Source organism: Kitasatospora sp. NE20-6, assembly GCF_045862635.1.
On record NZ_BPRL01000058.1, the window covers coordinates 24,907 to 36,936 of the forward strand.

The following is a 12,030-nucleotide window of genomic DNA, read 5'->3' on the forward strand; positions in this document are numbered from 1 at the left end:
GCGTCAGGCGAGCCCGTAGACCCGTCGGGCCGTCCCGGCGAACACCGACTGCTGCTCCGCCGGGCTCAGCTCCGCGGTCAGCGCCCGTGCGGCCGCCAGCACCTCGCCGTACGCGGCGGCGAGGGTGCAGACCGGCCAGTCGGAGCCGTAGAGGAGGCGGCCGGGGCCGAACGCGTCGAGGGCCGCGTCGGCGTACGGCCGCAGGTCGGCGACGGTCCAGTGCCGCAGGTCGGCCTCGGTGACGAGGCCGGAGAGCTTCGCGACCGTGTTGGGCAGCGCGGCGAAGGCGCGCAGCCGGCCGGCCCAGGGCTCGAACGCGCCTGCGGCGACCGGGGGTTTGCCGAGGTGGTCGAGGACGAACGTCAGACCGGGCAGCCTCGCCGCCGCCGCGGTCGCGGCCGGGAGCTGGTGCGGGCGCACGACGAGGTCGTGGGCGAGGCCCGCGGCGGCGACGGCGGCGAGGCCGCGCAGCACGTCCGGCCGGAGCAGCCACTCCGGGTCGGGTTCGGACTGCACCTGGTGGCGGATGCCCACCAGCCTTCGGCCGCCGGGGAGTTCGCGGAGAGCTGCCAGAGCGTCGGCGACGCCGGGCGCGGTGAGGTCCGTCCAGCCGACCACCCCGGCCACCAGCGGGTCACCGTCCGCGGCGGCGAGCAGCTCGGGGGTCTCGGCGGCCACGGTGACGGTCTGCACGACGACGGTCGCCACGACACCGGCCGCGCGGGCGGCCGGGCGGAGGTCTGCCAGGGTGAAGTCGCGTCGTAGCGGCCGGAGTTCCGGCCCGGTGATCCACTCCTGGTCGCGGACGGCGAGCTGCCACAGGTGGTGGTGCGCGTCGACGACCGGTGGCTGCGGGGTCACGTCCATCCGGTCGGACTCCCTTCGGGGGTGGGCGCGTCGGCCTCCAGCAGGCCGGCGGCCCGGAGGGCGGACCACAGGGCGGTCGGCAGCGGCCGGCCGAACTGCTCGGCGGCGTCGTGCACCTGGCCCGCGTCGCGCAGGCCGAGCAGGACGGCGGCCACCGCCGGATGTCCGAGCGGGAAGCGCGCCGCGGCGGCCCGCAGCGGCACGCCGTACCGTGCGCAGACCTCCTCCAGTTGCAGGGCGCGTTGCAGGAGGGCGTCCGGGGCGGGCACGTAGTCGTAGCCTGCGCCGGGCCGGGGGTCGGCCAGCAGGCCGGAGTTGAAGACGCCGCCGACCACGACGGAGGTGCCGCGGCGTTCGGCCTCGGGCAGCAGGTCGGCGAGGGCGGAGCGGTCGAGCAGCGTGTGGCGCCCGGCCAGCAGCACGACGTCGATGTCGGTGTCGCGGACGAACCTGGCGGGCAGCGCGCTGCGGTTCATGCCGATGCCGATCGCCCGCACGACGCCCTCGGCGCGCAGCCGTTCGAGTGCCGGGTAGGCCTCGGCGAGGGCCTGTCCGGCGTGGTCGTCGGGGTCGTGCAGGTAGACGGTGTCGACCCGGTCGAGGCCGAGCCGGGTGAGGCTCTGCTCCAGGCTGCGGCGCACCCCGTCGGCGCTGAAGTCCCAGGTGCGGTGGTGGGTGGCGGGCACGGCGAAGCCGTGGGCGAGGTCGTCGCCGGCCGGTGCGGGCAGCGGCACGAGCAGGCGGCCGACCTTGGTGGAGACGGTGTACTCCGCGCGCGGGCGGCCGGCGAGGGCGGCGCCGAGGCGGCGTTCGGAGAGGCCGAGGCCGTAGTGCGGCGCGGTGTCGAAGGAGCGGATGCCGACCGCCCAGGCCGCGTCGACGGCCCCGGCGGCGTCCTGGTCGGTGACGGGCGTGAAGAGGTTGCCGAGGGGGGCGGCGCCGAAGGAGAGCCGGGTGACCCAGGCAGCGCTCCGGCCGAGCGGCACGCGGCGCAGGGGCGTCACGGCGTCACGTCCCGGCGGGGCGCAGCCGCAGCCCGGCCATGCCGCCGTCGACCGCGAGGGCGGTGCCGGTGACGGAGCCCGCGCCGGGGCCGGCCAGGTAGAGGACGGCTGCGGCGACCTCGTCGGCGGTGACGAGCCGGCCGTGCGGCTGGCGCGCGCCGAGGGCGGCGCGTTCGGCGGCCGGGTCGGGGGCGGCGGCGAGCAGCCGGCCGATCCACGGGGTGTCCGCGGTACCGGGGTTGACGCAGTTGACGCGAATGCCCTCGCGGAGGTGGTCGGCGGCCATGGCCAGCGTGAGCGAGAGCACGGCGCCCTTGCTGGCGGAGTAGAGGGCCCGCTGCGGGAGCCCGGCGGTGGCGGCGATCGAGCACATGTTGACGATCGCCGCGTGCCGGGAGCGGCGCAGGTGCGGCAGGGCGGCGCGGCTGGTGCGCACCATGCCGAGCAGGTTGACGTCGAGCACGTGGTGCCACTGCGCGTCGTCGTTGTCCGCGACGGTGCCGACGGCGCCGATGCCCGCGTTGTTGACGAGGATGTCGAGGCCGCCGAGGGCCTCGGCCGCCTGCGCGACGGCGGCGCGGACGGAGGTGTCGTCGGCGACGTCCGCGGTGATGCCGGTGAGCGGGGGCTCGGCACCCGAGGGGTCGAGGTCGAGCACCGCGACGCGGGCGCCCTCGGCGGCGAGCAGCCGGGCGGTGGCCAGCCCGATGCCGGACGCCCCGCCGGTGACCACGGCGGCCAGGCCGGTCAGTTGGCTCATGGTGCGGTCTCCTCCGGTACGACGCAAGGGGGTTCGGTGCCCTGCGCGGCGAGGTCGGCGGCCCAGAAGGTGCCGCCGGGGTAGGTGTAGGCGGCGATGGAGTCGGCGTGCATCTCCGCGGAGAAGCCGGGCGCGGTGGGTGCGACGTAGTGGCCGGCGCGGACGACCGCCGGCGTGAGGAAGTGCTCGTGCAGGTGGTCGACGTACTCGACGACGCGGTCCTCGGTGGTGCCGGAGAGCGCGAGGTAGTCGAACATCGAGAGGTGCTGGACGAGTTCGCACAGGCCGACGCCGCCGGCGTGCGGGCAGACCGGCACGCCGAACTTCGCGGCGAGCAGCAGGATCGCCAGGTTCTCGTTGACGCCGCCGACCCGGGCCGCGTCGATCTGCACGATGTCGACGGCGCCGGCCTGCAGCAACTGCTTGAAGACGATGCGGTTCTGGACGTGCTCGCCGGTGGCGACCCGGATCGGGGCGACCGCCCGGCGGACGGCCGCGTGGCCGAGCACGTCGTCGGGGCTGGTCGGCTCCTCGATCCAGTACGGGTCGAACTCGGCGAGGGCGGTGGTCCAGGCGACGGCTTCGGCGACGTCCCAGCGCTGGTTCGCGTCGACGGCCAGCCGGATGCCGGGGCCGACCGCGGCGCGGGCCGCCCGGCAGCGGCGGACGTCGTCCGCGAGGTCGGCGCCGACCTTGAGCTTGATCTGGGTGAAGCCGTCGGCGACGGCCTGCCGGGCGAGCCGGGTGAGTTTGGCGTCGCTGTAGCCGAGCCAGCCGGGCGAGGTGGTGTAGGCGGGGTAGCCGCGGCGGCGCAGGTCGGCCTCGCGGTCTGCGCGGCCCGCGCGCCCGGCGCGCAGCAGGCCGAGCGCCTCCTCCGGGGTGATCGCGTCGGTGAGGTAGCGGAAGTCGACCTGGGAGACCAGCCAGGCCGGGTCGGCGTCGGCGAGCAGCTGCCACAGCGGCACGCCGGCCCGTTTCGCGGCGAGGTCCCAGACGGCGTTGACGACGGCGCCGACGGCCATGTGCATCACGCCCTTCTCCGGTCCGAGCCAACGCAGTTGGCTGTCGCCGACGAGGTCGCGGCTGAGGCTCCCGGGGTCGGCGCAGAGCGCGTCGACGGGGCGGCCGAGAAGGTACGGGCGGAGTGCGTCGAGGGCGGCGACCTGCACGTCGTTGCCGCGGCCGATGGTGAAGGTGAAGCCGTGCCCGGCCGGGCCGCCGGGCTCGTCGGTGCGGAGCACGACGTAGGCGGCCGAGTAGTCGGGGTCGGGGTTCATCGCGTCCGAGCCGTCGAGGTCGCGCGAGGTCGGGAAGCGGATGTCGTAGGTGTCGACGGCGGTGATCAGCGCGGCCACGGCGGCGGCCCCCTCAGGCCTGCACGAAGGTCTGGCGCTGGCTGCCGAGACCGTCGATCGCGAGGTCGACGGTGTCGCCGGCCCGCAGGTACGGGTGGTCGGGCAGGCCGAGGGCCACGCCCGCGGGAGTGCCGGTGTTGATGACGTCGCCGGGCTCCAGCACCATGTACTGGCTCAGGTACCAGAGGACGTGGGCGACGTCGAAGATCATGTTCTTGGTGTTGCCGTCCTGGCGGCGGCGGCCGTTGACGTCGAGGCGCAGGCCGAGGGCCTGCGGGTCGCCGGCCTCGTCGGGGGTGACCAGCCAGGGGCCGAGCGGGTTGAAGGTCTCGCAGGACTTGCCGAGGTCCCACTGGCCGGAGAAGTCCAGCTGGAACTCGCGCTCGGAGACGTCGTTGCTGATCGCGTACCCGGCGACGGCGCCGAGCGCCTCCTGCGGCGAGTCGAGGTAGCGGGTGCGGCGGCCGACGACGACGGCGAGCTCCACCTCCCAGTCGGTCCTGACGGACCGCCGCGGGATCAGCACGTCGTCGTACGGGCCGACGACGGTGGACGGGTCCTTCAGGAAGACGACCGGGCGGGGCGGGATCGCGGCGCCGGTCTCCTCCGCGTGGTCGCGGTAGTTGAGGCCGATGCAGACGACCTTGCCGGGGCGGGCGACCGGCGGGCCGAGGCGCAGGCCGTCCGCGTCGAGCTCGGGCAGCGTGCCCTCCGCGACGGCGGCGCGGGCCGCCTCGATGCCGCCGCCGGCGAGGAACCGCCCGTCGATGTCGTCCGTGACCGGGGAGAGGTCGAGCAGGCGGCCGTCGGCGGCGAGGACCGCCGGGCGCTCACCGCGGGCGGGGCCGACGCGCAGCAGTTTCACGGGGTGGACTCCTGACCGGGAGGCGGCGGCCTCCCCGGCGTACGGGCGCCGGCTGGTGCCCGGCGGTTCGGCTGCACCCTATGCACGGACCCGGCGGCGGCACCAGGCATTCATCGGAGGTCTGGCCGGATTGTCCGCTGTCGGCCACCACGGTCAGGCAGGCCGCCACCGCCGGGGCCGGCGGCCGTCAGAGCGCGGTGCGGAGCCACTGGGCGACGCCGTCGATGTGCACGGTGGCCCAGGCGCGGGCGGTCTCGGCGTCGCCGGCTGCCAGCGCGTCGAGGATCGCCGTGTGCTCGGCCATGGTGCGCTCGACGGCACCCCGCTGGGTGATGCCGCGCCAGATCCGGGCGCGGGCGGTGGGGCCCCACAGCGAGTCGATCAGCGAGCAGAGCACCGAGTTGCCCGCCGCCTCGGCGATGCGCCGGTGGAACTCGACGTCGGCGGCGACGAGTTCCTCCACGGTGGGGTGATCGCCGAGCCCCGCCAGCAGGGCCCGCAGCTCCGCGACCTGCGGGGCGGCGATCCGCCGGGCGGCGAGCGCGACGGCGGCCGGCTCCAGGATGGCCCGCACCTGGAAGACCTCCAGCACGGTGTCGTCGCGGTGCAGGTCGAGGAGGAAGCTCACCGCCTCCAGCAGCCGGGTGGGCTCCAGGGTGGAGACGTACGTGCCGTCGCCCTGGCGGACGTCCAGCACGTTCAGCAGCGAGAGGGCCTTCACGGCCTCCCGCAGGGAGTTGCGGGAGAGGCCGAGCAGGGCCGCCAGGTCGGCCTCCCGGGGGAGACGGTCGCCGGGCCGCAGCTCCCCGGAGACGATCATCGCCTTGATCCTGCCGATTGCCTCGTCGGTGACGGCCACGCCCTGCCCCTCAGTCATCGGATGTCCGGGGCCATGGAACCACAGCCGCCCGCCCCCGCTCCCCCGGCGCCCCCGCGCCGCGCCCGTCCCCGCCCTCGGACACGTACGCGGACGACGGCGGGGCGGGGTGGCTGCCGCAGGGCGGGGCGGGGCGGCTGCGGCGGGGCGGGGCGATCGGGGCGGGGTGGCTGCGGCGGGGCCGGCTCAGGGCAGCAGGTCGCCCACGAGCAGCGCGAGGTCGTCCGGCGTGACGATCCGGATGCCCAGCTCCTCCGCCTTGGCCCGCTTGGAGCCGGCCTTCTCGCCCGCCACCAGCAGCGTGGTGCGCTTCGACACGGACGAGGAGGCCTTGCCGCCGGCCAGTTCGACGAGCTCGTTGATCCGGTTGCGGCTCAGTTCGGCGAGCCGCCCGGTCATGCTGCCCGTCACCACCACCGCCTCGCCCGCCAGCGGACCGCCGGCCGGGGCGGCGGTGTCCGCCGCGCCGTCCGTACCGGTGCCCGCGGTGGCGGCGGGCCGCACGGGCTCCGTCACCGTGAGGCCGACACCGTGCGCGGCGAGCTTGTCCAGGACGGGTGCCAGCTCGGCCAGTTCGGCGACGACCACCGCGGCCTTCTCCGGTCCGATGCCGTCGACCTCCGCGAGCGCCTCGGCGTCCGCGGCCCGGACGGCCGCCATGCTGCCGAAGTGCGCGGCGATCCGGCGGGACATCGACCGGCCGGTGCCACGCACGCCGAGCGCGCAGAACACCCGGTTGAGCGGCCGGTCGCGGGCCTCGGCGAGGGCCGCCAGCAGGTTGTCGGCGCTGGTGGCGCCCATCCGGTCGAGGGTGAGCAACTGCTCCCGGGTCAGCGCGAAGAGGTCGGCGACGTCCGCGACCAGCCCCGCCTCGACGAGTTGCACGGCCCGGGTGCCGCCGAGCCCCTCGACGTCGAGCTGGTCGCGCCCGACGGCGTACCGGATCGAGGCGACGGCCTGGCAGCCGCGGCCCCGCACGCAGCGCCAGCGCTGCTGCGAGGTGTCGATGGCGTCGCCGCAGCGCGGGCACACCGCGGGGAACTCGATCGGCTGCTCGGCGCCCGTGCGCTGATCCACCAGCGGCGCCTCCACCCGGGGGATGACGTCGCCGGCGCGGTGCACGAAGACCTGGTCGCCGAGGAGCAGTCCGCGCCGGGTGATGTCGGCGGGGTTGTGGAGGGTGGCGTACGTGATGGTGACGCCGTCGACCTCGACCGGCTCCAGCACGGCGCGCGGGGCGATGACGCCGGTGCGGCCGACGTTCCACTCCACGCCGATCAGGCGGGTCACCTTGTGCACCGCGGGCAGCTTGTGCGCGACCGCCCAGCGGGGTGCCCGGGAACCTGCGCCCGCCTGCTCCTGGTCGGCGACGGAGTCCGCCTTGACCACGATGCCGTCGATGCCGAACGGCAGGGACGCCCGCAGGGCGGCGATCTCGGCGATCCGCTCGCGCACCCCGGCGACGTCCGTACGGCGGACCGGCGCGGCCGCGGTGCTCGCGGCGGTGTTGGCGCCCAGCTCGGCGAGCCGGCCGAGCAGCGCGTCGTGCCCGAGGCCGCCCAGGCCGACGGCGCCGTACGCGAAGAAGGTGAGCTCGATGCGGTACGGCCGGTCCTTCGCGCGGAGCGTGCCGGCCGCGCCGTTGCGCGGGTTGGCGAACGGCGTGGCGCCGTGCTCCACCCGGACGGCGTTGGCCTGCTCGAACTGGCTCTGCGTCAGCAGCACTTCGCCGCGCAGCTCCACGTCGACCGGCTCGGCGAGCCGTGCGGGGAGGCCGAGCACGGCGTCCGCGGCGTGGCCGATGTCCTCGCCGGCGAGCCCGTCGCCGCGGGTGATGAGGCGTTCGAGGCGGCCCGCCCGGTAGCGGGCGGCGACGGCCAGGCCGTCGAGCTTCGGCTCGACGCACCAGCCGTCGACCGGCCGGCCGAGCCGCCGCTCCAGACCGGCGGCCCAGGCCTCCAGCTCGTCGGCGGAGAAGACGTTGTCGAGGCTGAGCATCGGCACGGAGTGCGGCACGTCGCCGACGGCGGCGCCGCCCGCGACCTTGCCGGTCGGCGACTGCGGCAGCACCTCGCCGGGGTGGGCGAGTTCGTACGCCTCGATGCCGCGCAGCAGCGCGTCGTACTCGTCGTCGCCCAGTGGCGTGGAGCCGTCGGCGTAGTAGGCCGCGGACGCCGAGACGGCGGTGGCGACGGCATCGGCATAGGCGGCGGGGGTGGCCGGAGCGGCTGCGTCCTTCATGTCGAACATCATCCCGACCGGCACTGACATCGCCGGGCACCGCCCGACCGGGCCGGCACCTGCCGTGCGGGCAGGCGCCGACCAGGTCGGGGCCGTCACCCGGCGGGGGTGCCGAACCACGCGGCGAGCGCCCGCCGCAGGCCGTCCACGGCGTCGGGGGTGCAGGCGTCCGCGGCCCAGGCGACGTACCCGTCGGGCCGGACGAGCACCGCGGCGGCGGGCGCCTCCGGGACGACGGCGGGTGCGGCCCCCGCGCCCCCGGTGACCCCGGTGACCCCCGCGGCCCCGGCGGGCGCGGCGGCGACACCGGCGCGTACGTGGTCCACCCGGTCGGCCCAGGCGCCGGCCACGGCGGCGAGGCCGGCCTCGTCGTGGCCCTCCCCGGGGGCCAGGTCGAGGAGCAGCGGGCGTGCGGAGCGGGCGAGTTCGGCGACCCGGGTGGGCCGGCCGCCGATGTCGAGGGTGAGGTCGGGCATCCAGCGGCCGGTGAGCGGGTGGGTGCCCGCGCCGCCGTCGGCCCGGTAGACGGTGTCGGCGCCGGACATCAGGTCGGAGATGTGCCGCACGGTGCCCTGGTCCTGCAGGAGTTCGCCCATGAGCGTGCGCAGGGCGGTGACGTCGGAGCCTGGCGCGAGCAGGGCCATCTGGGCGCGGCTGTGCATGATGACGCGTTCGGCGACGGGCCGTCGCTCCTGCTCGTAGGTGTCGAGCAGGCCGGGCGGCGCCCAGCCGGCGGTCACGGCGGCGAGCTTCCAGCCGAGGTTCAGGGCGTCCTGCAGACCGAGGTTGAGGCCGGGGCCGCCGACACCGGACTGCACGTGCGCGGCGTCGCCGACGAGCAGCACGCGGCCGTCCCGGTAGCGTTCGGCGACACGGGAGTTGACGCCGGTGACGGCCCGCACGTGGGCGGGCGCGGTGTCGGCGGGCAGCGCACTGATCGGCACGTCCACACCGAGCACCCGCCCGACGGCGTCACGGAGTTCGGCGATCGGGAGGTCCGTACGGCTCTCCGCCGGGGGTCGGCCCCATTCGAGGACGGAGATCCGGTACACCCCCGGCCGGAACATCCCGTACGCGAAGACGCCCCGCTCGGTGCGGGTGAAGGACGCCGGGCGCAGCCGTCCGACGTCGCCGCCGATGTCGAGGTCACCGCCGCCGGGCACCGCGACGGGCGGGTGGATGGCGGCCTCGCCGCTGATCGAGACGAAGCCGTGGTCGGTGGTGCCGGGGAAGCCGATGCCGCTGAGCTTGCGGACGATGCTGTGCCCGCCGTCCGCACCGATGAGGTGGCGGGCGGTGAGCCGGTACGGGCCGTCGGGCGAGTCGACCTCGGCGGTGACCGCCTCCGGGTCCTGCCGGAGTTCGGTGAGCCGGTGGCCGCGGCGGATCTCGACACCGAGGTCCAGGGCCCGTGCGGTGAGGAGTTCGACCATACGCACCTGGGGCAGGGGCAGGGTGTGGAGGGCGTTCCCGGTCCAGCCCGCCATGTCGAGGATCAACCCGGCGAAGGGGAAGTACGGTGCGGGCGACGGGGGTTCGGCGCTGCCGCTGAAGAGCCCGTACAGGCCGCGCCGGTCGAGTGCCTCGACGACCCGGCCGACCAGGCCGTTGGCTCGGGGCTCGGTGGACGGCTCGGGGCCGGCCTCCAGGACAACCGGGTGCGGCACGCCGCCGAGGGCGAGTTCGCAGGCCGTCAGCAGGCCGTTGGGCCCGCCTCCGACGATGACGACGTCATGGGTCATGACTGTGCTCCTACGGGTTCCGGAGGAAGGGATGAGGGCATGCCGGGGACGGCCCGGGCGCGGCAGGCACGCCGCCCGGGCCGGGGGCAGTGCGGGACCAGGAAGGACAGATACGGGTACGAGTACGGGGCGACGGGCGGGTACGGGTGCGCGGGTCAGGTACGGGTACGCGGGCCGGCGCGGACCGCTACGGCGCGGAGGGCGCCGGCAGCCCGGCGGCGAGCAGCTCCAGCGCCTCCCGCAGGAGTGCGGACATGGAGGTCGCGGTGTCCTCGCGGAGCCACTGTGCGGTGGCGACCTGGACGGCGGCGCCGACGGCGGCCGCCACGAGCTGCGGGTGGAGGTCGCGTTCGGCGTCGGCGCCGGTGCGTTCCGCGACCGCGACGGCGAGTTCGCGGGCGGCCTCGGCCCCGGCCTTGAGCATCTCGCCCTGCAGGGCGGGGTCGGTGACCATCAGGCGGACGCCTGCCGCCCACTGCGGGTCCGGCACCGCCTCGCCCCCGGCCTCGGCGAGGACGGCGGCGAGGAGGGCCGGCCAGAGGGGTTCGGCGGCGGGGCGTTCCCGGAGGGCGTCGGCGACCCTCCGGGAGCGGTCGAGGTGGCGGGCGGCGATCGCCTCGGCCTTGCTGGAGAAGTAGTTGTTGAAGGTGCGGGCGGACACCCCGGCCTCGGCCGCGATGTCCTCCACCAGGACGTTGTCCAGGCCGCGTTCGACGGTCAGCCGGATGGCCGCCCAGCTGAGCGCCTGGCGGGTGGCCTGCTTCTTGCGCTCGCGCAGGCCGGGGGCGGACGGCGTCCGGTGGGTGTCCATGGGACGACGGTACCGACAAAGCTGCGGGGTGCGCAATAGTGCGCGCCAAGCAATATTTCCTTATGCGCAATTTCCCACGCCCCGCCCCCGGGTCCAGACTGGACGGAGGGCATCACCGCGGCCGAAGGGATCCCCATGACCTCCGCAGGCGCCTACGCGCACGTCAACGGGCTCGACCTCTACTACGAGCAGTACGGCGCCGGGCGGCCCCTGATCGCCCTGCACGGCGGCCTGCTGACCATCGGCCTCTCCTTCGGCGCCCTCATCCCGGCGCTCGCCCCCACCCGGCGGGTCGTCGCCGCCGAACTCCAGGGCCACGGCCACACCGCCGACACCGACCGCGAGTTCCGCGTGGAGCACCTGGCCGAGGACGTCCTCGGACTGCTCGACCACCTCCGGATCGCGCGCGCCGACCTGTTCGGCTTCAGCCTCGGCGGTCTCGTCGCGCTGCAGCTCGCCCTCGACCACCCGGACCGCGTCGACCACCTCGCCCTCGCCTCCGTCGGCTGCCACCCGGACGGCTACCACGACGAGATCCGCCGCCCCGAACTCCACGCGGGCTCCACCCGCATGCCCACCGCCCGCGAGTTCGAAGCGATGCGCGACGCCTACCTCGCCACCGCGCCGCACCCGGAGCACTTCGAGGAGTTCGCCGCCAAGGCGTCCGCCGCGGTCGACGCGTTCGGGGGCTGGCCGGCCGACGCCCTGCGGGGGCTCGCCGCACCCACCCTGCTCATCGTCGGCGACCACGACCTCGTCCGGCTCGAACACGCCGTCGAGATGTACGAGCTCGTCCCGGACGCCCGCCTCGCCGTCCTGCCGCGCACGAGCCACCTCGGCGTCGCACAGCGCACCGACCTGCTCCTCCCGCTGCTGAACGGCTTCCTGCCCGGCCCCGACGACCGGCCTCCCCGTTCCCCGGAAACCGCTTTGACCGGGCACGTCCGCCCCGGCACCATGCCGGGGTGACCATCGAAACGACCCTGGCCCGGGCCGAGGCCGACCTCCGGGCCGGGCGCGTACCGCTCGCCCGGCAGCGCCTCCGCGGACTGGTCGGCAGCCACCCCGCCGACCTCACGGTGCGGCGCCGGCTCGGCGCGGTGTACCGGCTGTACGGCGAGCCCGCCCAGGCCGGCCGCTGGACGTACCTCGACGACGACCGGGACGAGGCCGAGACCGCCGCCTTCGAGGCCCGGTACGCGGACCCGCGGGCCCGGATGACCGCCCTCGCCTGGCGCGACCCGGAGGAGAGCGCGCCCACCGGCACCGCCCGCGAGCGGCTGACGGCGGTCCGCACGGCCGCCTCCGCCGCGGCCGGCCGCCCGCTCGCCTGGGGCGCCGCCGAGGAGGACGCGGAACCGGCCGCGAACGGCCGGGAAACCCTCGGCTGCATCGTCGTCGGCCTGATGCTCCTCGCGGCCTGCGGGCTCATGGTGATCGGCGCCGGCACCCTCCTCCGGCAGTTCTGATCCCTCCGCCGACGACCGCACGGCCGGGCCCCTGCGATC

11 protein-coding genes are annotated in these 12,030 nt (G+C 75.9%); 2 read left to right on the top strand and 9 right to left on the bottom strand.

Translation table 11 applies throughout. The annotated features are described in order from the left end of the window. Positions 1-3 precede the first annotated feature (3 nt). The 9 genes from SNE206_RS30825 to SNE206_RS30865 form a co-directional block, all read right to left on the bottom strand. Positions 4-867, bottom strand: a complete 864-nt coding sequence (locus SNE206_RS30825; protein WP_407916824.1) for an amidohydrolase family protein — start codon at positions 865-867, stop codon at positions 4-6. After that, positions 858-1,862, bottom strand: coding sequence for an aldo/keto reductase (locus tag SNE206_RS30830; protein WP_407916860.1), 1,005 nt, complete (start codon positions 1,860-1,862; stop codon positions 858-860). The genes SNE206_RS30825 and SNE206_RS30830 overlap by 10 nt, the downstream gene beginning before the upstream one ends. A 13-nt stretch (positions 1,863-1,875) precedes the next feature. After that, positions 1,876-2,631 carry an SDR family NAD(P)-dependent oxidoreductase gene (locus SNE206_RS30835; protein WP_407916825.1) on the bottom strand — a complete coding sequence of 252 codons (756 nt, stop codon included), beginning with the start codon at positions 2,629-2,631 and terminating at the stop codon, positions 1,876-1,878. After that, positions 2,628-3,986: an enolase C-terminal domain-like protein gene (locus tag SNE206_RS30840; protein ID WP_407916826.1), complete on the bottom strand. Its 1,359-nt coding sequence runs from the start codon at positions 3,984-3,986 to the stop codon at positions 2,628-2,630. Before SNE206_RS30840 ends, SNE206_RS30835 begins: the two co-directional genes overlap by 4 nt. 13 nt (positions 3,987-3,999) lie before the next feature. Then, entirely contained in the window at positions 4,000-4,851 is an 852-nt protein-coding gene (locus SNE206_RS30845; RefSeq protein WP_407916827.1) for a fumarylacetoacetate hydrolase family protein, read from the bottom strand. A gap of 187 nt (positions 4,852-5,038) precedes the next feature. Further along, positions 5,039-5,710 (bottom strand): FadR/GntR family transcriptional regulator, encoded by a 672-nt coding sequence (locus SNE206_RS30850; RefSeq protein WP_407916861.1) that lies wholly within the window; start codon positions 5,708-5,710, stop codon positions 5,039-5,041. Positions 5,711-5,914: 204 nt separating this feature from the next. Next, positions 5,915-7,978, bottom strand: a complete 2,064-nt coding sequence (ligA, locus tag SNE206_RS30855) for an NAD-dependent DNA ligase LigA (RefSeq protein WP_407916862.1) — start codon at positions 7,976-7,978, stop codon at positions 5,915-5,917. 86 nt (positions 7,979-8,064) lie between these two features. Continuing rightward, the gene (locus SNE206_RS30860; protein ID WP_407916828.1) at positions 8,065-9,711 is read right to left on the bottom strand and encodes an FAD-dependent monooxygenase; all 1,647 of its coding nucleotides are present in this window, start codon (positions 9,709-9,711) and stop codon (positions 8,065-8,067) included. Between the two features lie 187 nt (positions 9,712-9,898). Next, positions 9,899-10,522: a TetR/AcrR family transcriptional regulator gene (locus SNE206_RS30865; protein ID WP_407916829.1), complete on the bottom strand. Its 624-nt coding sequence runs from the start codon at positions 10,520-10,522 to the stop codon at positions 9,899-9,901. 135 nt (positions 10,523-10,657) lie between these two features. On the opposite strand from SNE206_RS30865, the gene SNE206_RS30870 reads away from it, so the two are divergent. Together SNE206_RS30870 and SNE206_RS30875 are read left to right on the top strand one after the other, a co-directional pair. Continuing rightward, a complete protein-coding gene (locus SNE206_RS30870; protein WP_407916830.1) occupies positions 10,658-11,491 on the top strand; it encodes an alpha/beta fold hydrolase in 834 nt (277 codons plus the stop codon). Then, positions 11,488-11,991 (top strand): DUF6584 family protein, encoded by a 504-nt coding sequence (locus SNE206_RS30875; protein ID WP_407916831.1) that lies wholly within the window; start codon positions 11,488-11,490, stop codon positions 11,989-11,991. The genes SNE206_RS30870 and SNE206_RS30875 overlap by 4 nt, the downstream gene beginning before the upstream one ends. Positions 11,992-12,030: the final 39 nt, after the last annotated feature.

Bases quoted from the DNA above. Each gene is read 5' to 3' on its own strand.
- SNE206_RS30825 (WP_407916824.1), bottom strand. From the start codon at position 867: ATGGACGTGACCCCGCAGCCACCGGTCGTCGACGCGCACCACCACCTG.
- SNE206_RS30835 (WP_407916825.1), bottom strand. From the start codon at position 2,631: ATGAGCCAACTGACCGGCCTGGCCGCCGTGGTCACCGGCGGGGCGTCC.
- ligA (WP_407916862.1), bottom strand. From the start codon at position 7,978: ATGTTCGACATGAAGGACGCAGCCGCTCCGGCCACCCCCGCCGCCTAT.
- SNE206_RS30860 (WP_407916828.1), bottom strand. From the start codon at position 9,711: ATGACCCATGACGTCGTCATCGTCGGAGGCGGGCCCAACGGCCTGCTG.
- SNE206_RS30865 (WP_407916829.1), bottom strand. From the start codon at position 10,522: ATGGACACCCACCGGACGCCGTCCGCCCCCGGCCTGCGCGAGCGCAAG.
- SNE206_RS30870 (WP_407916830.1), top strand. From the start codon at position 10,658: ATGACCTCCGCAGGCGCCTACGCGCACGTCAACGGGCTCGACCTCTAC.